Origin of the sequence: Derxia gummosa DSM 723 (assembly GCF_000482785.1) — a bacterium.
In the GTDB taxonomy this organism is placed as follows: Bacteria; Pseudomonadota; Gammaproteobacteria; order Burkholderiales; family Burkholderiaceae_E; genus Derxia; species Derxia gummosa.
Genome location: NZ_AXWS01000007.1, coordinates 443,480 through 462,090, shown reverse-complemented (window position 1 = coordinate 462,090; position 18,611 = coordinate 443,480). Strand labels below are relative to the sequence as shown.

17 protein-coding genes are annotated in these 18,611 nt (G+C 70.4%); 10 read left to right on the top strand and 7 right to left on the bottom strand.

The genetic code is table 11. From position 1 onward, the window contains the following. The first annotated feature begins 73 nt into the window (after positions 1-73). Together H566_RS0103215 and H566_RS0103210 are read left to right on the top strand one after the other, a co-directional pair. Positions 74-997, top strand: a complete 924-nt coding sequence (locus H566_RS0103215) for a LysR family transcriptional regulator (RefSeq protein ID WP_034410362.1) — start codon at positions 74-76, stop codon at positions 995-997. 184 nt (positions 998-1,181) lie between these two features. Then, positions 1,182-2,216, top strand: a complete 1,035-nt coding sequence (locus tag H566_RS0103210) for a TraB/GumN family protein (RefSeq protein ID WP_245591276.1) — start codon at positions 1,182-1,184, stop codon at positions 2,214-2,216. Between the two features lie 190 nt (positions 2,217-2,406). Here the strand turns inward: H566_RS0103210 and H566_RS0103205 are convergent, their stop codons facing one another. Both H566_RS0103205 and H566_RS0103200 read right to left on the bottom strand, forming a co-directional pair. Continuing rightward, a complete protein-coding gene (locus H566_RS0103205; protein ID WP_028310297.1) occupies positions 2,407-2,832 on the bottom strand; it encodes a response regulator in 426 nt (141 codons plus the stop codon). Between the two features lie 263 nt (positions 2,833-3,095). Continuing rightward, a complete protein-coding gene (locus H566_RS0103200; protein ID WP_028310296.1) occupies positions 3,096-4,403 on the bottom strand; it encodes a D-amino acid dehydrogenase in 1,308 nt (435 codons plus the stop codon). 220 nt (positions 4,404-4,623) lie between these two features. On the opposite strand from H566_RS0103200, the gene H566_RS0103195 reads away from it, so the two are divergent. The 4 genes from H566_RS0103195 (at position 4,624) to H566_RS22620 (ending at position 8,037) form a co-directional block, all read left to right on the top strand. Further along, positions 4,624-5,124 (top strand): AsnC family transcriptional regulator, encoded by a 501-nt coding sequence (locus H566_RS0103195; protein WP_028310295.1) that lies wholly within the window; start codon positions 4,624-4,626, stop codon positions 5,122-5,124. A 212-nt stretch (positions 5,125-5,336) separates the two neighbouring features. Continuing rightward, on the top strand, positions 5,337-6,635 hold the full coding sequence (locus tag H566_RS0103190; protein WP_028310294.1) for an NAD(P)/FAD-dependent oxidoreductase: 1,299 nt from the start codon (positions 5,337-5,339) through the stop codon (positions 6,633-6,635). 171 nt (positions 6,636-6,806) lie between these two features. Continuing rightward, on the top strand, positions 6,807-7,262 hold the full coding sequence (locus H566_RS0103185; RefSeq protein ID WP_028310293.1) for an RrF2 family transcriptional regulator: 456 nt from the start codon (positions 6,807-6,809) through the stop codon (positions 7,260-7,262). Continuing rightward, positions 7,255-8,037 (top strand): 4'-phosphopantetheinyl transferase family protein, encoded by a 783-nt coding sequence (locus tag H566_RS22620; protein ID WP_051377943.1) that lies wholly within the window; start codon positions 7,255-7,257, stop codon positions 8,035-8,037. Before H566_RS0103185 ends, H566_RS22620 begins: the two co-directional genes overlap by 8 nt. A 58-nt stretch (positions 8,038-8,095) precedes the next feature. On the opposite strand, the gene fldA is transcribed toward H566_RS22620, so the two are convergent. Next, a complete protein-coding gene (gene fldA / locus H566_RS0103175; protein ID WP_028310292.1) occupies positions 8,096-8,578 on the bottom strand; it encodes a flavodoxin FldA in 483 nt (160 codons plus the stop codon). A 154-nt stretch (positions 8,579-8,732) separates the two neighbouring features. On the opposite strand from fldA, the gene H566_RS27145 reads away from it, so the two are divergent. Further along, on the top strand, positions 8,733-9,077 hold the full coding sequence (locus H566_RS27145; protein ID WP_051377942.1) for a hypothetical protein: 345 nt from the start codon (positions 8,733-8,735) through the stop codon (positions 9,075-9,077). 191 nt (positions 9,078-9,268) lie between these two features. Here the strand turns inward: H566_RS27145 and H566_RS0103165 are convergent, their stop codons facing one another. Both H566_RS0103165 and H566_RS0103160 read right to left on the bottom strand, forming a co-directional pair. After that, positions 9,269-10,882: a hypothetical protein gene (locus tag H566_RS0103165; RefSeq protein ID WP_028310291.1), complete on the bottom strand. Its 1,614-nt coding sequence runs from the start codon at positions 10,880-10,882 to the stop codon at positions 9,269-9,271. Positions 10,883-10,983: 101 nt separating this feature from the next. After that, the gene (locus H566_RS0103160) at positions 10,984-11,676 is read right to left on the bottom strand and encodes a cysteine hydrolase family protein (RefSeq protein WP_028310290.1); all 693 of its coding nucleotides are present in this window, start codon (positions 11,674-11,676) and stop codon (positions 10,984-10,986) included. A gap of 655 nt (positions 11,677-12,331) precedes the next feature. Here H566_RS0103160 and H566_RS30535 point away from each other — a divergent pair. Then, on the top strand, positions 12,332-13,057 hold the full coding sequence (locus H566_RS30535; protein WP_084544707.1) for a PRC-barrel domain-containing protein: 726 nt from the start codon (positions 12,332-12,334) through the stop codon (positions 13,055-13,057). A gap of 17 nt (positions 13,058-13,074) precedes the next feature. Here H566_RS30535 and H566_RS22605 read toward each other — a convergent pair whose 3' ends face one another. Both H566_RS22605 and H566_RS0103145 read right to left on the bottom strand, forming a co-directional pair. Beyond that, positions 13,075-14,265, bottom strand: coding sequence for an esterase-like activity of phytase family protein (locus H566_RS22605; protein WP_156924278.1), 1,191 nt, complete (start codon positions 14,263-14,265; stop codon positions 13,075-13,077). A gap of 133 nt (positions 14,266-14,398) precedes the next feature. Then, positions 14,399-15,976, bottom strand: coding sequence for an ABC transporter substrate-binding protein (locus H566_RS0103145; RefSeq protein WP_028310289.1), 1,578 nt, complete (start codon positions 15,974-15,976; stop codon positions 14,399-14,401). A 207-nt stretch (positions 15,977-16,183) separates the two neighbouring features. Here H566_RS0103145 and H566_RS22600 point away from each other — a divergent pair, with 207 nt between their 5' ends. Both H566_RS22600 and H566_RS27965 read left to right on the top strand, forming a co-directional pair. Then, positions 16,184-17,734 carry a sensor histidine kinase gene (locus H566_RS22600; protein ID WP_051377936.1) on the top strand — a complete coding sequence of 517 codons (1,551 nt, stop codon included), beginning with the start codon at positions 16,184-16,186 and terminating at the stop codon, positions 17,732-17,734. Beyond that, a complete protein-coding gene (locus H566_RS27965) occupies positions 17,719-18,591 on the top strand; it encodes a response regulator (protein ID WP_084544703.1) in 873 nt (290 codons plus the stop codon). Before H566_RS22600 ends, H566_RS27965 begins: the two co-directional genes overlap by 16 nt. The last annotated feature ends 20 nt before the right edge of the window (positions 18,592-18,611 follow it).

The window sequence follows — 18,611 nt, the reverse complement described above, 5'->3', positions numbered from 1 at the left end:
ATCAAGCGACGGTTTTTCACCGTTTGATGAGATAGATTCATAATCGGTGGCCCCGCCTTCCGCCTTGCCGCTCATGTCCAGCCCGCTCGAACTGCGCCATCTGCGCTCCTTCATCGCCATCGCCGAATCGCGCACGCTCGCCGCCGCCGCCGAGCGGGTACATCTCACGCAATCGGCGCTGTCGCACCAGATCCGCGCGCTGGAAGCGCATTACGGCCTCGCGCTGTTCGAGCGCACGCGCGGCGGCCTGAAGTTCACCGCGGCCGGCGACCGCCTGCTCGCGCTGGCCCGCGAGCAATTGCGCGCGGTGGACGACGCCGAGCGCGACCTGCTGCGCATGAAGGGCGCGGCCGGCGGCAGCCTGCGCATCGTTCTCGAATGCCATACCTGCTTCGACTGGCTGATGCCGGTGATGGACGAGTTCCGTCGTCGCTGGCCCGAGGTGGAGCTGGACCTCGTCGCCGGCTTCCACGCCGATCCGCTCGGGCTGCTCGACGAAGGCCGCGCCGACGTGGTGATCGGCTCGGCGCCGGGCGCGCGCGGCAAGACGCTGGCGGTGCGGCCGCTGTTCCGCTTCGAGATCCTCGCGGTGCTGCCCAACGAGCACCGGCTGGCGCGCCGCAAGCGGCTGGCGGCGGCCGATTTCGCGGGCGAGACGCTCATCACCTATCCGGTGCCCGAGGCGCGCATCGACCTCATCCGCGAGGTGCTGGCGCCGGCCGGCATCGGCTTCGAGCGCCGCACGGCCGAGCTGACGGTGGCCATCCTCCAGCTCGTCGCGAGCCGGCGCGGCATCGCGGCGCTGCCCAACTGGGGCGTCGAGAACTACGTGAGCCACGACTACGTGACCGCCCGGCCGATCGGCGCGCGCGGCCTGTGGAGCGAGCTGCACGCGGCGATGCCGGCAGCGCTCGGCGGCACGGCGCATGCGGAGGATTTCGTGGCGATCGTGCGCGATACCTGTGCGGCAAGGCTGGCGGGGATCGAGCTGCTGTGAGCGACGGCGCGCCCGAGCGGAGCCGGCGCGCGATCCCGGTCGCCGGGCGGGAGGCGGCGCGACGGCGCCAGCGCCGCCCGGGTGCGCCGCGCCATGCGCCGACCGTCATTCCCCCGCTGTCCGCCCGTTCGCCCACCGGAGCGCTTGGTTAAGGTGCCCGCCAGTTCATCACCGGAGACGCCGCATGAAGACGGCCTTCCCGCAGGGTATGGGCGGCGCGCTGCGCGCCGGCCTGATCACGCTCGCCCGCCGTGCCGGGCGCATGCCGCGTGCCGGCCTTGTCGCGCTCGCCCTGCTCGCCGGCCTGTCGGCCGCGCCCGCGCTCGCGCGCGACGACATCGCCACCGACTGTCCGCCGCCGCCGGTCACGCCCACGCGCGACGAGGTGCAGGCCGGCCAGGCGCGAGCCAGGGATCGCGGTCTGCTCTGGCGCGTCGAGCGCGACGGCCGCGCGTCCTGGCTGTTCGCCAGCATCCATCTCGGCGAGCGCGACTGGATCTACCTCGGCCCGCAGACCAAGGCCGCGATGCGCGCCAGCGATGCCGTGCTCATGGAACTCGACCCGGCCGATCCGGCCACCCAGCAGCGCCTACATAAGGCCGCCCAGCGCAAGCCCGGCTTCCGTCTCGACGACGCCACCGCCGACCTGCTCGCCGACGCCTGGCGCGCCGCCTGCACCGATCCGCGCGCGATGGCCGGACTGCATCCGCTCATCCAGCTCATCACCATCACCGTGCTGGAAGCGCGCCGCGACGGGCTCGAAGCCGCCTATGGCCAGGAAGGCGCGGTGGCCGGCTATGCCCGCCTGTTCAAGCTGCCGCTCGTCGCGCTCGAAACCCCCGAGGCCCAGATCGACGCCCTGCTGCCGCCCATGAACGACGCCGAGGCGCGGGCCTACGTGCGCGAGGCGCTGGCCCGCAACGACTCGGGCGAGGAACTGCGCCAGACCCGCCGCCTGCTGCGCGCCTGGGCCGACGGCAATCTTGCCGACCTCGAAAGCTATGGCGACTGGTGCGACTGCATGCGCGACGACGCCGAGCGCGCCCAGATGCGCCGCCTGCTCGACGACCGCAATGGCCCGATGGCCGACGGCATTGCCGCGCGCCACGCGGCCGGCGATCGCGTGTTCGCCGTGGTGGGCGGGCTGCACATGGTCGGGGCGCGGGGGCTGCCGGCGCTGATGGCAGCGCGCGGCTTCAAGGTGACGCGGGTGTTCTGAGCCGGGACGGCGGCCGTATCGCCGCGCGCGCCGCGCCGGCGCGCGGACCGTGCGACTGGCCCTCGCGCCCGACCCATCGCGCCGCCGCAAAGCAGAACGGGCGCCCGCGAGGAGCGCCCGTTCCGTCTTCTTGGAGGGGAGGAGAGGCAGCGGTTGACCGTCTTGCCTCGCGGGCCGAGGCCCGCGCCGGTCAGCCCTGGGCGACCGGAATGCCGAGCGCCGCGCGCCGGCCAAGCTGCGCATCGACCTTGCGGCGCACGTTCTCGACCGTCAGCGGCTTGACGATGCTCGACGCGCAGCCGGCGGCGATCGCGGCCTTGACATGCTCGGCGGCGGCATCGGCCGTCACCACGAGGATGCGCACGTCGGCGATCGCGGCCTTGAACTTGCCGACGATGTCGACGCCATCGCTCAGCAGCAGCGCCTCGCCCAGCAGGATCACCTGCGGCGGGCGGTTCTCGGCCCAGTCGAGCGCGGTCTGCACGTCTTCATAGACGTTGCATTCCATCTCGTCGGCCAGCATGAATTGCAGGGCCATGCCCGAAACGTCGTTGCTGTCGACGACATAGACGCGCTTGTTCTCGACGGCGCGCGCGGTATCCACACCGATCTGCATGGTCCGATCCTTCGTTGCGAGGGGTGAGTGACAGGGGTTGCCCGTCACTCAGCAAACTCTGTTCCGCGTCTTTCTTGAGGCAAATCAAGCGGGTTTGGCGGAATTGGTGGATCGGGCTTGTCGCGTTTGTCGCCTTCTGGACGTGGGGTTATTCGGGGGCGGTCGCAAGCGACGCGGGCCACCTGACGGCAAGACCGCCTCCAGCGACGCGGGCCGCCCGCCCGATGGCGAAGCGGCCCGCGCCGGCCCTGGCGGTGGCGACGTCAGTGCGCGCCGCTCAGCGGCAGTTCGCCCGCCGGCAGCGGCGCCATGCCCGAGGCCTTGCGGCCGTAGCGCGCGATGCCGAGATCGTCGGCGCGGATGGCCGGGCGGCGGCCGAGCATGAGGTCGGCGAGCACGGCCGCCGAGCCGCAGGCCATCGTCCAGCCGAGCGTGCCGTGGCCGGTGTTGAGCCAGAGGTTCTGGAACTTGGTGGCGCCGACGATGGGCGTGCCGTCGGGCGTCATCGGGCGCAGGCCGGTCCAGAAGCTCGCGGCCGGGATGTCGCCGCCGCGCGGGAACAGGTCGCCCACCACCATCTCCAGCGTCTCGCGGCGGCGCGGATTGAGGCCGAGATCGAAGCCGGCCAGCTCGGCCATGCCGCCGACGCGGATGCGGTCGTCGAAGCGGGTGACGGCGATCTTGTAGGTCTCGTCGAGCACGGTCGATTGCGGCGCGCCGGCCGCATCGGTGATGGGCACCGTCAGCGAATAGCCCTTGACCGGATACACCGGCGCCTCGATGCCGAGCTTGCCGAGCATCGCGCGCGAATAGCTGCCGAGCGCGCAGACGATAGCGTCGGCGCCATAGAGCTGGCCGTTGACGCGCACGGCCTCGACGCGGTCGCGGCTCGGCACGATGGCCTCGATGTTCGCGCCGAAGCGGAAGGTGACGCCCAGCGCCTTCGCGCGTTCGGCGAGGCGGGTGGTGAAGAGCTGGCAGTCGCCGGTCTCGTCGCCCGGCAGGCGCAGGCCGCCCGCGAGGCGTTCCTTGACGATGGCCGGCTCGATGCGGGCGCAGCCGTCGGCGTCCAGCACCTCGAAGGGCACGCCGCAGCGTTCCAGCACCGCGATGTCCTTCTGCGCTGCCTTCACCTGGTCGCGGGTGCGGAAGAGTTGCAGCGTGCCGCCAGTGCGGCCCTCGTATTGCAGGCCGGTGGTGGCGCGCAGGTCGCGCAGGCAGTCGCGGCTGTATTCGGCCAGCCGCACCATGCGTTCCTTGTTGATGTCGTAGCGCTCGGCGGTGCAGTTGGCGAGCAACTGGGCCATGAAGCGCAGCTGCCACAGCGTGCCGTCGGGCCGGATGGCGAGCGGCGAATGGCGCTCGAACATCCACTTGATGGCCTTGAACGGCAGGCCGGGCGCGGCCCAGGGCGTGGAATAGCCGGGCGAGATCTGGCCGGCATTGCCGAAGCTGGTCTCCATCGCCGGGCCGCTCGCGCGGTCGATGACGGTGACCTTGTGGCCCGCGCTGGCGAGATACCAGGCGGTGGTGGTGCCGACGACACCGCTGCCGAGGACGATGACATGCATGGCGCTGCTCCCGTTGCGTGGTTGGGGCGGCGCGCGACACCGGGCCGGGGCGGGATCGCCGCCCTGCCGGCGAGAGGATTTCGCGCGTGCTTTTTTGCGATTCTGCGGCGGGAAGCGGGGTGGATCGGACTGTTCGCGGACGAGCAAGCCTGTAAACAAACTGTTTTCACGTCTGGAAAAAGCGATATTCACTACCGACTCGAGCCGCCCGGAGCCCTTGATGCGCAACCGAACCCAGACCACCCGCGACCTCGACCGCATCGACCTCAAGATCCTCGACGCGCTCCAGCACGACGGCCGCATGCCCGTGACGGAACTGGCCGAGCGCGTGGGCCTGTCGGTCACGCCCTGCGCCGAGCGCATCCGGCGCATGGAGCGCGAGGGCGTCATCCTCGGCTACACGGTGCGGCTCAATCCGCAGGCGCTGCACCTGCCGCTGCTGGTGTTCGTCGAACTCAAGCTGGCGGCCAAGTCGGGCCACATCTTTGAAAAGTTCCGCCGCGAAGTGGAAAACCTGCCCGGCGTTCTGGAGTGCCATCTGGTCTCGGGCGACTTCGACTACCTCGTCAAGGCGCGCATTTCGGAGATCGGCGCCTACCGCAAGATGCTCGGCGAGGTGCTGCTCAACCTGCCCGGCGTGACCGAATCACGTAGCTATTTCGTGATGGAAGAGATCAAGGAGACGGGCATCCTGCCGCTGCCGGGCGCCGACCCGGCCTGACTGTCAGGAATGCCAAAAGGTGGGATTGCCCGCCCTTGCATCCAGCCGCTAGCCTTGGCAGTTCGTCAGATCGCCGTCAGAACGCGGATGGCCGGGGGTGCGAATCGCGCCCGCCGCCCCGCGTCTGGACACGGCCAGTACGCCGGAAGCCGGCGTGCCGCGGGGACTGACCGACCTTTCCTCCGACAAGAAATCAACCACACGGAACCCGCATGCATTACGACATCGTGATCGCGGGCGGTGGCGCGGGGGGACTGGAACTGGCAGCGGCACTCGGGCGCAAGCTCGGCCGCCGCCTGGGCCCCGAAAAAGTCCTCCTCGTCGATCGCTCGCTGTTTCACATCTGGAAGCCGACGCTGCATGAAGTCGCGGCCGGCACGCTCGACATCCACCAGGAAGGGCTCAACTACTCGACGCTCGCGCAGCGCAACCACTTCAGCTTCGCCCTGGGCGAGGTGGAGGGGCTGGATGCGCCGGCGCGCACGCTCAAGCTCAAGCCCATCATCGACGAGCGCGGCGAGCTGGTCGTGCCGGCGCGCGAGGTGAGCTTTACCTGGGGCGTGCTGGCGATCGGCAGCGGCTCCAATTTCTTCGGCACGCCGGGCGCGACCGAGCACGCCAACGTGCTGGAGCGCGAGGCCGATGCCGAAGCCTTCCGCAAGAAGCTGCTCACCGCGTTCACGCGGGCGGCCTTCGCCGAGCGCAAGCAGCTGTCGGTCGCCATCGTCGGTGGCGGCGCGACGGGCGTGGAGCTGTCGGCCGAGCTGCTGGAATCGCATCAGGTGTTTCTGGCCGGCGTGGGGCCGCAGCACCGCTTCCGGCTCGACATCGCCATCGTCGAGGCCGGGCCGCGCATCCTCGCCGGCCTGCCTGAGAAGATCTCGCGCCAGGCTACCGTCGCGCTCCAGCAAAAGAACATCCGCGTGCTCACCGGCACGAAGGTCGAGGCGATCGAGCATGACCGGCTCAAGACCTCGGCCGGCGACATCGAGGCCGAGCTGATCGTGTGGGCGGCGGGCATCAAGGCGTCGGAGGGCAATGTCGCCTTCGGTCTCGATACCAACCGAATCCACCAGTTCGTCGTGAACCGCAAGCTCGAAACCTCGGCGCCCGGCGTGTACGCGATGGGCGATTGCGCGGCCTGCCCGCTGCCGCCCGGCGAAAGCGGCCATCCGAGCTTCGTGCCGGCGCGCGCCCAGGCGGCGCACCAGCAGGCGAGCTATCTGGCCAAGGTGCTGCTCGCGCGGCTGAAGGAGCAGGTGACGGACGAGGATTTCGTCTATCGCGACTTCGGCTCGCTGGTGTCGCTGGGCGAGCACAAGGGCGTGGGCAACCTCATGGGCAACCTCTCGGGCACCAACTTCTTCGTGGAAGGGCTGGTGGCCAAGTGGATGTACATGTCGCTGCACATCGCGCATCACGTCGCGGTGCTGGGCTACACGCACACGGCAGTGCTCGCGCTTGCACGGCTGCTGCACAAGCGGGTGTCGGGGCGGCTGAAGCTGCACTGAGCCTGCCGCTTAAGGGCGGCGCGACCGGCGAAAGGGGCGGCGAAGCCGCCTCGCTCCGGCGCGCCGGAGCCGCCCATTCCATACGGACGCGTTGGCTGCTTGCGTCATGTCAAGCGGCAGATACCGCCCGAGGGACCGTGAAGATGCACCGGACGTGTATCTTCGCGGCCCATGAAACTTACGAACTTCACCGATTACAGCATCCGCGTCCTCATCTATCTGGCCACGGACCCGCTTCGCCGCGCCACCATCGCCGAGATCGCAACCGCCTTCGGCGTGTCGGAAAACCATCTGATGAAGGTCGTGCACCACCTGGCGCGCCACGGCTGGATCACGAGCGTGCGCGGCAAGGGCGGTGGCCTGGAACTCACCTGGGAGCCGTCGAGCATCGTCGTCGGCGAACTCATCCGCAGCACCGAAGGCGCGCCGCTGCCCGCCGAGTGCTTCGACAAGGCCAGCAATACCTGCCCGATCATCAAGGCCTGCGGCATGCGCGACGTGTTCGGCGAGGCGGTCGAGGCCTTCTACGCGGTGCTCGACAAGTACACGCTGGCCGACCTCATGGACAAGCGCAGCAAGATCTCCAAGATCCTGTTCGGCAAGCCCCTGCTCAAGGCGCGTGCCTGATTTCCCGCTCTCGCACGGCCGGCCGCTCGCGCTGCCGGCCGGCGTCCCCGCCGGCGTCGAGGTGCATTGCCTCGACATCGACCTTTCCGCCGCCGCCGCCGGGCTGCTGCCCGCCGCCGCGCCGGCCGATCCCCGCCTCCTTGCCTCGCCCGACTGGGCGCTGCTGAACGAGGCCGAGCATGCGCGGCTGCTGCGGCTGCGCCAGCCGGCGGACCGCCTGCGCTTTCTCGTCGCGCGCGCGGCATTGCGGCGGCTGCTCGGCGAGCGGCTCGGCTGTGATCCGCGCGCGATCGGCTTCGTGACCGGCGCGCACGGCAAGCCGGCGCTCCATCCGGCGACGCTGTCCGGCGCTGGCGCCGTGGCGCTGCCGCCGTCCGGGGCCAGCGGCGGCCTGCATTTCAACGTCTCGCATTCGGGCGCGCGCGCGCTGGTCGCGCTCTCGACGGCGGGCGAGGTGGGCGTGGACGTGGAACGCATCGCGCCGCGCGCTTCGCTCGGCCGGCTCGCCGCCCATGCCTTCCATCCCGACGAGCGCGCGGCCTGCGGCGAGGGCGCCGACGTCGCGGCCTTCTTCGCGATCTGGGCCGGCAAGGAGGCGGTGGTCAAGGCCGACGGCCGGGGGCTGTCGGCCGGGCTGACCGCGCATTGCGCGCTGCCGCGCGCCGATGGCGGCTATGACCTGCGCTGGCCGGGCGCGCCGCGGCGCTTCCGGGCCTGGCGGCTGGAGGCGGGCGCCGGCCATGCAGCGGCGCTGGCGCTGGCCGACGAGGCCTGAGACCGACGCGCCGGCCGTGCCCGCCCGGTGCCGCATGCCGCGCCGGCAGGCGCCGGCCTCAGCGGATCTGCGCCAGCCATTCCGTGATGCGCTTCTCCGACTTGCCGGCCTGGTTGTCCTCGTCGAGCGCGAGGCCGACGAACTTCCCGTCGCGCAGCGCCGCCGAGCCCGTGAAGTCATAGCCCGCCGTGTCGGTGAAACCGACCACGTTCGCGCCCTTGTCCGCCACCACGTCGTAGAGGATGCCGATCGCATCGACGAAGGACTCCGGGTAGTTCATCTGGTCGCCCGCGCCGAAGATCGCGACCCGCTTGCCGTCGAGGTCGGCCTCCTCGAGCGTGCCGAGGTGGTCCTGCCAGTCGGTCTGCAGATCGCCGTCGCCATAGGTCGGGCAGCCGAGGATGAGCAGCGAGCAGTTCTCGAAATCGGCGGCGGTCGCCTTCTTGATGTCGATGGCCTTGCCGCTGGTCTTGCTGGCGATCTTCTTGGCCAGCTTGGTCGTGTTGCCGCCGTCCGAGCCGTACACGATGGTCACGCTCATTGCAGTTCTCCGCAGGTGGGAATGCCGTCGCGCCGGACGGCATGAGTTGGTTAAATGAGAATTAATCTCAAATAAAACTCTAAACCCACTTGCGGTGTGTTGGCTATGTATTGATAATCGTTCTCATCTTGAAGCGATCTGGACGAGGTGTCGGATGCACTACTTCTGCAAGCTCAGCCCGCGCGGCAAATGGAGCTACACGGCGATGCGCGTGCGCTGCGCCCTGCATCCGGAGTACCCGGACATGATCGAGCAGTTCGTGCGCATGGGAGCCTTCCTCGCCCAGCGTGGCCATGTGGGGGATTGGGAAGCCGCCGAGCACACCGTGCGTGTCCTGCTCGACAGCGCCACCGACGCCGCCCTGCCGCCGCCCTGGCGCGAGCGCTGCCTGTCGCACGTCGGCAGCCAGCTCGAATTGCTGGACGAGATGGCGCTCACCGGCGAGCAGCGCGGCCTTGCCCGCTGGCACCGCCAGCGGGCCGAACTCGCCTTCGATTGAGATCCGCGCCCACCCTTCTGCCTTGACCACGCCCTGCGTGGTTTTCTCCTGTCGGACGGTTGCAAGCCCAGCCGACTTGGCCGCGCCAGAGCGATTCCGGCGCGGCCTTTTCTTTTTGCATGGCCGGCGCACGCGAGGCCCGGTGCCACGGCCGGCGCGGCCGCTCCCGGCCAGGTAGCGGGAGGCGCCGCTCAGGCGGCTTCGTGCAGCGGCGTGATGTCGCCACCCACCGCCGAGCCGGCGGCCGGCGCGGGCGCCGCCATGCGGCCGGCCGCGAGCAGCACCGCGCCCACGCCCAGATAGGCCAGCGCCACGCCCGGCGACTGGCCGATGCCGATCGCCTCGCCGTGCATGAAGCCGAAGAACGTGAGCAGCGCTCCCGCGCCCGCGAACGCGGCGGCCCGGGTCCACTTGCGGTCGATGATGAAGGTGGCGATCGCGCCCAGCACCAGCCCGCCGAGGATGGCGCCGCCGCCGAGCACCGCCAGCCCCTCGTACAGCACGCCGACCTGCCCGAGCTTGTCGAGCCCGACGGCCGCCGCGCTCGTGCCCGCCGCGCCGAGCGCGTTGTCGATCTGGAGCTTGCCCCAGGCCGCGAGGTGGGGCACCAGCGCCAGCACGATCGCCGGCGCATGCACCTTGGGCGTCTCCTGGAAGGCCTGGGCGCCGATGAGCATGCCGATGTAGAGCAGGATCGGCGAGATCGCCACCACCGGCACCAGCGCCATCAGCAGCGCGATCACGCCGAACCAGCTCAGCACGATCACCATCGCGCCCACCGCCGCCGAATAGCCGATGCGCCCGCCCATCGCCTTCCAGCCCGGATGGCCGATGTACACCGCGTTGATGAACGGGTTGCCCATCAGGCAGCCGACGAGGCTGATGACACCGTCGGCCGTCAGCACGCGCGTGGTCGGATAGCTGTCGCCGCCGACGGCCGCGCTCTCGACGTTGTCCATCGCCTCGACGAGGTCGTAGATGCCGAACGGGATCGCGGTGACCAGGATGACGCCGAGGAACTCGAAGCCCGAGAACACATGGTTGAAGGCCGGCAACGGCACCGCGAAGCCGAAGTTCGCCACCGCGTCGCCCAGCTTGGCGAGGCTCATGCCGCCGACCGCGTGGCCCGTGAACGTGCTGCCCCAGGCGATCGCGCTGCCCACGACGATGGCCACCAGCCCCGCCGGCACGCCCTTGAACCAGCGCACGCCGCCGAACCAGCTCGCCACGATGATCGCGAAGCACACCACGCCGATCACCGGCGTCATGAACATCTCCAGCGCCGGCCGCACCGAAATGAAGGCCACCGACACGCCCGCGAGCGTGCCGAGCAGCGCCGCGCGCGGCGTGATGCGCCGGATGACCGGGGCGACGAAGCCGCCCGCCATCAGCACGAAGCTCTGCACGAACACCCAGGTCAGGCCCGCCTCCCAGCCGCGCACCGGGTCGCCGGTCTTGAGCGCGATCGGCAGCATGATCACGAACACCACCACGAACATGTGCGGCACGCTGATACCCGAGGGCAGGGCGCAGACGTCGCTGCGGCCGGTGCGCCTGGCGAGCCGGTACGCGAGCCAGGCGTAGTAGCCGGTGCTCAGGGCCATCATCAGGCCGACGGCGGGCAGGATGCGGCCGAACACGAGTTCGTCGGGCATCTTCAGCACGAAGCGCAGCAGGCCCGTGAGCACCAGCATGTTCACGAGGATGTTGGTGCCGAAGCCGAAGAAGGCGTTCCAGTCGCCGGGCACCCAGAGCTTCGGCGTGAAGCCGGGCGGCGCGGCGGTGGGGGTAGTGGATGCGGACATGCTTCCCTCCTGCTGTTGTTGAGGAGCGGCCTGCGGTCGGGCCGGTGCTGCGACGGAGAAGGCGGCGTTGCGTCGCGCCGCCCGGGAAAGCAGTGAAGGCGTCAGGCCGCCGCGCGCAGCGGCGCGGCGTCGAGCGCGGCGACGAGGTCGGCGCTCTCGCACACCCAGCCGAAGATGCCGCCCTGGGCCGCGATCATGCGCAGCCCCACTTCATGGAACTCGGGGATGTAGCTGGCGCAGCAATCGCCGGGCACGAGGCAGCGGTAGCCGCGGTCGTTGGCCTCGCGCACCGTCGTGTGCACACAGACCTCGGTCGTCACGCCGCACACGATCAGCGACTCGATGCCCCGGTTGATGAGCAGCGAATGCAGGTCGGTGGCCCAGAACGCGCCCTTGCCCGGCTTGTCGATGACCGGCTCGTCGCCCTCGGGATAGAGCTCGTCGATGAGGTCGTGGCCCATCTCGCCGCGCACGAGGATGCGGCCCATCGGCCCCATGTCGCCGATGCGCAGCACCGGATTGCCGCGCATCACCTTGGCCGGCGGCGCGTCGCTCAGGTCGGGCCGGTGGCCCTCGCGGGTGTGGATGACGAGCATGCCGGCCGCGCGCGCCGCCGCCAGCAGGGCGCGGCAGGGTTCCACCGCGCGGCGCAGCAGCGACACGTCATTGCCGAGCGTCTCGCCGAAGCCGCCCGGTTCCAGGAAGTCGCGCTGCATGTCGATGATGACGACGGCGCTGCGCGCGGGATCGAGCCGCATCGGCTCGGGCAGGGCGGGGACTTCGATGAACGGCATCGGCGGCTCCGGAAAAACTTGTATGCAAGCTTGAGTGCAATAAGCAAGCCCAAGCCGTCGCGCCGTCGCGGTGCATCGAAGCTATCCACAGAAATTGTGAAGAGGCCTGTGGGCAAGCCGTGGGAAGCGGGCGCACAGCTTCGCCAAACCATTGACGCAAAACGGAAACCGACTTTCCGGCGCGAAAACGCGCAGCACGCTCGGCGAGCGCGGTCGGGGCCGGGTTGTCCACTGTTATCCACAGGGCGGATCGGCCCGAATGTCCACAGGAAATGTTGGCAGGCCTGTTGACAAGCGCGTGACAAGCAAGCCAAGCCATTGATCCACAAGCCTTTTGTGCCCAGTGATCGGCTTCGAGGCAGACGTCTGGGCGGTTCCGGGCCGTGTCCGATGCTTCGGGTTTACCCACAGAAAATGTGCCCAAGCATGTGGATAACAGCTTGAGAAGCGAGCCAAGTGCTTGATCGGCAAGGGAATGCGGCTCGATGCACCGCAATCGGGCAGTTTGCTGTCGGCTCGCGCCTACCCGAGCCTTCCCGCGCACCGTCATGCAGCCCCGCCCGCGCCTGACCGACCGCCGCCCGCGCGCCGCGCACAGTGCCTTCACGCGCCGTGTGCCGGCGCGCTTCATTCATCGACGCGAAAGGGAGACGAGATGGACACCATCACCGCGAACAACTATCTGACGCGCGACCGCTACGGGATGTACGCCGGCGAGCTGTCGCAAGGCCCCGGGCCGCGTCTGATGGGCGCCGACACCCTGCTCGGCAATGACGTGTACAACCATCAGGACGAGAAGCTCGGCGACATCAAGGAAATCATGCTGGACGTGCCGGGCGGGCGTATTGCCTATGCGGTGCTGTCGTTCGGCGGTTTCCTGACGCTGGGCGAAAAGCTGTTTGCCGTGCCCTGGTCGGCGCTGGTGCTCGACACGACCGCGAAGTGCTTCCGTCTCGATGCGAGCAAGGACCGCCTGAAGGACGCGCCCGGCTTCGACAAGGACCACTGGCCGTCGATGGCCGATCCGACCTGGTCGAAGGACATCGACAGCTTCTACAGCGTGGGCGGCGTCAACACGACCGGCATGACCGCCGGCGGCGCGGTCGGCGGCGTGCCGACGGGCTATCCGGACGGCCGCAGCGGTGACTCGAGCTACGGCACGCGCGCCGCGACGGATCCGGCCAGCATCGCCGGCAACACTCTCGGCGGCTCCACCAGCAGCGGCGCGACCGGCATCGGCCCGACCGGCGGCACGACCGGCATCGGCCGCGCCACGTCGCCGTCGAGCGATGCCTCGGCCGTGATCGGCGGTTCGACCTCGTCGCTCGGCGACGAGACGCCGTCGGTGACGAGCGGCAAGCCCGTCACGCCGTTGATCTGACGCCGGCCCGGGCGGGGTCAGCGCTCCGCTGCGTGTTCGACCAGTTCGAAGGCGAGGAACTGGTTGCGCAGCATGCCGACGAAGTTGTCGTCGGCCACCAGCACGACCAGTCGCCCGCCGAGGCTGCCATCGGTCCGCTTCACGCGCGGGCCGATGGCGATGCCTTCGAGGTTCTCGTGCGAGACGGGCAGGCGATCGAGGTCGAGCAGCAGTTGCTTGGGCGTCGGTTCGAACTGAGCGCCCATGAGCGAGGGCAGGGCGAGGGTGTCGCTGGCACGGCGGGTGTCGGCCAGGAACAGCCGGTTCATGAAGCCGTGGCCGAGCACGAAGCTGCGCTCCAGCACGATCAGCCGATCGGCATCGAGCGCGGCGATCTCGCTCACGCCGATGGACGGGAACAAGTCGCCGCCGTCGAGTCCGAACCACGGGCTCGCGGGCAGCGGCGACAGCGGATAGACCACCTGGCCGACCGGCTTGCGCGTGACCAGGTCGAAGCGCGTGAAGCGCAGCCAGCTGCCGCGCTCGGGGGTGGCGTTGTCGTCGTCCTCCAGCAGCGGCGCTTCGAGCGAGGCCCAGAGCGAACGGCCGTCCGGCGTGACGGCCGTGCCCTCGAACACCGCGTTGGAACGTGGCCCGGCCAACGGCGCGCAGGTGAAGTTGGCGGGCAGTTCGAAGGCGGCTCGATGCCGGCCGTCGAGTTCATGGATGACGAGGGACGGATCGATGAAGCTGCGGCGCGGCGTGCGCAGCCTCAGGCCTTCGCTTGCGACCAGCACGCCGTCGCCGTCGGGCAGCATGCGGATCGATTCGGGATCTATCGCGTTGGGTGTGTAGGGCTGGCCGTCGGGCCGCAGCAGCACGGTCGCGTGCTCGATCTTCACGTCGAGGCCGAGGGCTTCGGTCCAGCCGATGCGCGCGGTGAGGAAGCGGGCCGGCGCGCGCTTGCTCCGGTCGTCGCTGACGAGTACCCAGCGGTCGCGCGCGGCGTCGTAGTCGATGCCCGACAGGCCGCCGACCGGCATGCCGTCCACCAGGCCCGAGGGCAGGTCGAACTCGCCGAGGAAGCGCAGCTCGGGCAGGGCGGCGATGTCGGCGGGCGGATGGGCGTCGTCGGCGGGGGCGTGGTGCGGGCCGGTGGCGCCGTGGTCGGCCACGGGTGCCGGGGCCGGTGCGCAGGCGGCGAGCAGCCCGACGATCAGTCCGGCCACCAGCGTGGCGCGCAGGCCTCGGGCCGGCGGCGCGGAGGCCGCGAGGGGTACCGAGGGCCCGGCGAGCGCGGACGATGAACCTTGAGGCGCGCGTCGGCCCGCGCGCGGCATGAAGGGAAGCGGCGGACGCATCTCAGCCCCGCACGAAGTCGAAGGCGAAGGTGAATTCGTCGGTACGCGCGGCATAGCGCAGCTCGCGCCGCGTGCCCCAGCTCGCGAGCTGGTGATGCAGCGGCACGGCGGCGACGTCCTTCATCGCGATGCCCATCGCGGCGCGCGACGCGGCTTCGCGCGCGGCCGGGTCGAGCGTGGTGAGCGCCTTCTTCACGGCGGCGTCGAGTTCGGCGCTGCTGTACCTGCCCCAGTTCCAGGCGCCCCAGCCGGCGTTGGCGTCGGGCGTCATGAGCAGCGAGCGCAGCGCGAGGTCGCCCGACTGCGAGCCCCAGCCGAGCAGCGCGACCGAGAACTCGCCGTTGCGCATGCGCTGGAAGTAGGCCGATGCGGGGTAGGTCTGCACCCTGGTCGCGATGCCGATGCGGGCCAGCATCTGGGCGACGGCTTGGAGGATCTGGTCGTCGTTGATGTAGCGGTCGGCCGGGCCATGCAGCGTGAGCGCGAACCCGTCGGCAAACCCGGATTCGGAAAGCAGCTTCTTCGCGCCCTCGGCGTCGAAGGCCTCGGGCTTGAGCGCCGGGTCGTGGCCGAAGATCGGCGGCGACACCAGATTGCCGGCCGCCACCGCATTGCCTTCCATCACCCGCGACACGATCGCCGCGCGGTTGATCGCCATCGAGATCGCGCGCCGCACGCGCACGTCGCGCAGTGGATTGGTCGGAAGCGGCTTGCCGTCCTTGGCCGTGATGAAGGGTGTCTGCTCGCGGCCCTGGTCGAGATGCAGGAAGAGGGTGCGCCACGACACCTTCTGCTCGACGCGAAAGCGCGCGTCCTTGCCCAGCCGCGCGAGGTCGGCGGTGGGCGGGCTTTCGATCGCGCCGACGTCGCCGGCCATGAGCGCGGCGACGCGCGCGGCGTCATTGGTGAGCGGGCGCATCGTCACCTTGCCGAAGGCCGGCTTCGCGCCGTGGTAGCCGGCGAAGGCTTCCAGCTCGGCGCCCTCGCCGGGCGTGAAGCGCGCGAGCTTGTACGGCCCGGTGCCGATGGCCGCGCCGCCGTGCGAGAACGCCGCCTCGTCGGCCTTGGCGGCGGCGCGCCTGCTGACGATGTAGATGCTGTTGAGGTCGATGGTGAGCGGCGCGTAGTTGGGCTCGCGGGTGCGGATGCGTACCGTCAGCTTGTCGACCGCCGTCTTCTCGGCGATCTGCCGCGTCGCGCTCGTGAACGGGCCGGGCGAGCCGGTGAGGGTGTTGGGCCGCTCCAGGCTGAACACCACGTCGTCGGCCGTGAGTTCGCTGCCGTCGTGGAAGCGCACGCCGGGCTTGAGCCTGAACTCCCAGGTGTGGGCGTCGAGCGTCTTCCACGACTGGGCCAGCGCAGGCACGACGCGCGCGTCGTTGTCGTTGCGCGTGAGCGCCTCGAACACATGGCCATGCGCCGACAGGTTGGGCGCGGTGTTGAGCCAGTGCGGATCGAAGGTGGTGATGTCGGCGGCGATGCCGATGCGCAGGCGCTCGTCGGCATCGGCGGCGCGGGCGGCCGGCAGCGGCAGCGCGAGGCCGGCGGCGAGGCTCTGGAGAAATCGGCGACGTTGCATGCGTGCTCTTTGCGGGGAGGAGGTCGGGCCATTCTACGAAGCGGGTCCGGTGTGGCGATGGGCGCCGGGCGGCTGCCGCGGCCCGGCCGGCGCGCAGCCGGCCGGCCAAGCCCCGGGTCGGGCCGGGGTTGTTACCAACTGTCGCTGCGGTCGGGCCGCAAATTGCGCGTCATTTACCAGCCGCCGTTATCCGCACGGAGTCGCGTCATGCCCGTTGCCCGCACCGGATTGCCTGCCACCGCGTTGGCGGGCCTGTTCGTCGATGCCTCGGTCGATGCGCATATCGCGCTCGACTCCGGAGGGCGTGTCCAGCTGTGGAGTCCGGGCGCGGTGCGCACCTTCGGCTACGACGAGGAGGAGGCGCTCGGTCGCCCCCTCGCCGAGCTGATCGTGCCGCCCGACCGGCGCGACGAGCATGCGGCGCTGTTCACCGAGATCGCGGTGCGGGGCCAGTTCGCCACCAGCCTCGTGCGTCGCCACCGCGACGGCATGCTGCTCGCGGTCGAGGCCAGCTTCAGCACGGTGGCCGACGAGCGCGGGCGCATTACCCACTACATCGGCACGCTGCGCGACAACACCGAGGCCCGCGTGCGCCGTGACGCCGAGTTCATCGACGCGCGCTACCGCGACCTGCTGGAGTCGGTGCCCGACCCGACGGTCATCGTCAACGAGTTCGGCCGCATCGTGCTGTTCAACGGCCATGCCGAGCGCATGTTCGGCCACGACCGGCGCGCGATGATCGGCGCCACCATCGAGACCCTGCTGCCCGAGCGCTACCGGCGCGCTCATGCGGGCCACCGCACCGGCTACTTCGGCCAGCCGCGCACGCGCAACATGGGCGCCGGACTGGAGCTGTACGGCCTTCGCGCCGACGGCAGCGAGTTCCCGGTCGAGATCAGCCTCGGTCCGCTCCAGACGCCGAGCGGCCTGTTCGTGATGAGCGCCATCCGTGACACCACCGAGCGCCGCAGCACCGAGCGCGCCCTGCAGGAAAAGAACGCCGAGCTGCTGCTCGCGAGCCAGGCCAAGGACCGCTTCCTGGCGACGATGAGCCATGAGCTGCGCACGCCGCTCAACCCCATCATCGGCTTCACCGGCATCCTTCTCATGAAGCTGCCGGGGCCGCTCACGGCCGAGCAGGAGCGCCAGCTCGGCACCATCAAGTCGAGCGCCCAGCATCTGCTGTCGCTCATCAACGACCTGCTCGATCTGGCCAAGATCCAGTCCGGCAAGGTCGAGCTGCGGCGCGATCCGGTTGCCTGCGACGAAGTGCTGGAGGCGGTGGACGCCTCGCTGCGCGCCCAGGCCCAGGCACGGGGCATCGACTTCACGCTCAGGCTGCCGAGCACGCCCACCGTGCTCGACACCGACCGGCGCGCGCTGCACCAGATCCTGCTCAACCTGGTGGCCAACGCGATCAAGTTCACCGACGAGGGCGGCGTGACGCTGGAACTGAGGCGCAGCGGTCGGCCCGAGGAGGTGACGCGGGAGGCCGACATGCCGCCGCCCGCCGGCCGGCTCGACTTCGTCGTGAGCGACACCGGCGTCGGCATCGAGCCCGACGATCTCGCGCGGCTGTTCGGTGCCTTCGCGCAGGTGGGCGATCCGCGTCGCAAGACGGGCGGCACCGGCCTCGGCCTGCATCTGAGCGCGCGGCTGGCCGAGCTGCTCGGCGGGCGCATCGAGGTCGAGAGCCGGCCCGGCGGCGGCAGCCGATTCACCCTCGTCCTGGAGCCGGTGTCATGGCGGACATCCTGATCATCGAGGACAACCCGGCCAATGCCGAGCTGTTCACCTACCTGCTCGGCGCCTGGGGCCACGCGACCCGCGTCGCGCCCGATGCCGAGCGCGGCCTGGCCGAGCTGGCCGCCCGCGCGCCCGACCTCGTGCTGTGCGACATCCAGCTGCCCGGCATGAGCGGCGCCGACTTCGTGCGCAAGCTGCGCGCCGACCCGGCGCTCGCGAGCCTGCCGGTCATCGCGCTGACCGCGCTCGCCATGCTCGGCGACCGCGAGCGCCTGATGGCCGACGGCTTCGACGACTACGTCGCCAAGCCGATCGAGCCGGCCAGCTTCGTCGAGAAGGTCACCGCGCGGCTCGGCCAGCCGCATCACGGCACCGCGCCCGCGCCGGCCTGGGGTCGGCCCGACGTCCGGGGCGGCAGCCTCCGGTCGTCGGGCGCGCGCGCCTCGGGCGAGGGCCCCGCCGCTGGCGCGGATGCCGCCGGGACGTCCGCCTGCGCCACCGTGCGCGAGCGCGTGCTCGTGGTGGACGACGTGCCGGACAACCTCGCGATCATCGTCGGCTGCCTCGCGCCGCTCGGCTACCGCGTGCGCACCGCCGCGACGATGGAAGACGGCCTGCGGCTCGCGCGCGCCGAGCGGCCCGAGCTGATCATTTCCGACGTCGGCATGGGCAGCGGCAGCGGCTTCGACTTCCTGCGCCGCGCCAAGGACGACGACGATCTGCGCGACGTGCCCTTCGTGCTCATCACCAGCACGCGCTGGGAGCAGAGCGCCCGGCTGCGCGCGCTGCAGCTCGGCGCCGTGCGCTACCTGCTGCGGCCGATCGACTCGCACGAGCTGATCGCCGAGGTGGAGGCGGTGCTGGGCTGAGGCGGCGGCATGCCGGCGGC

Excerpts from the sequence above, each read along its gene's own strand:
- H566_RS0103215 (WP_034410362.1), top strand. The coding sequence starts at position 74 with ATGTCCAGCCCGCTCGAACTGCGCCATCTGCGCTCCTTCATCGCCATC.
- H566_RS0103210 (WP_245591276.1), top strand. The coding sequence starts at position 1,182 with ATGAAGACGGCCTTCCCGCAGGGTATGGGCGGCGCGCTGCGCGCCGGC.
- H566_RS0103205 (WP_028310297.1), bottom strand. The coding sequence starts at position 2,832 with ATGCAGATCGGTGTGGATACCGCGCGCGCCGTCGAGAACAAGCGCGTC.
- H566_RS0103200 (WP_028310296.1), bottom strand. The coding sequence starts at position 4,403 with ATGCATGTCATCGTCCTCGGCAGCGGTGTCGTCGGCACCACCACCGCC.
- H566_RS0103195 (WP_028310295.1), top strand. The coding sequence starts at position 4,624 with ATGCGCAACCGAACCCAGACCACCCGCGACCTCGACCGCATCGACCTC.
- H566_RS0103190 (WP_028310294.1), top strand. The coding sequence starts at position 5,337 with ATGCATTACGACATCGTGATCGCGGGCGGTGGCGCGGGGGGACTGGAA.
- H566_RS0103185 (WP_028310293.1), top strand. The coding sequence starts at position 6,807 with ATGAAACTTACGAACTTCACCGATTACAGCATCCGCGTCCTCATCTAT.
- fldA (WP_028310292.1), bottom strand. The coding sequence starts at position 8,578 with ATGAGCGTGACCATCGTGTACGGCTCGGACGGCGGCAACACGACCAAG.
- H566_RS27145 (WP_051377942.1), top strand. The coding sequence starts at position 8,733 with ATGCACTACTTCTGCAAGCTCAGCCCGCGCGGCAAATGGAGCTACACG.
- H566_RS0103165 (WP_028310291.1), bottom strand. The coding sequence starts at position 10,882 with ATGTCCGCATCCACTACCCCCACCGCCGCGCCGCCCGGCTTCACGCCG.
- H566_RS0103160 (WP_028310290.1), bottom strand. The coding sequence starts at position 11,676 with ATGCCGTTCATCGAAGTCCCCGCCCTGCCCGAGCCGATGCGGCTCGAT.
- H566_RS30535 (WP_084544707.1), top strand. The coding sequence starts at position 12,332 with ATGGACACCATCACCGCGAACAACTATCTGACGCGCGACCGCTACGGG.
- H566_RS0103145 (WP_028310289.1), bottom strand. The coding sequence starts at position 15,976 with ATGCAACGTCGCCGATTTCTCCAGAGCCTCGCCGCCGGCCTCGCGCTG.
- H566_RS22600 (WP_051377936.1), top strand. The coding sequence starts at position 16,184 with ATGCCCGTTGCCCGCACCGGATTGCCTGCCACCGCGTTGGCGGGCCTG.
- H566_RS27965 (WP_084544703.1), top strand. The coding sequence starts at position 17,719 with ATGGCGGACATCCTGATCATCGAGGACAACCCGGCCAATGCCGAGCTG.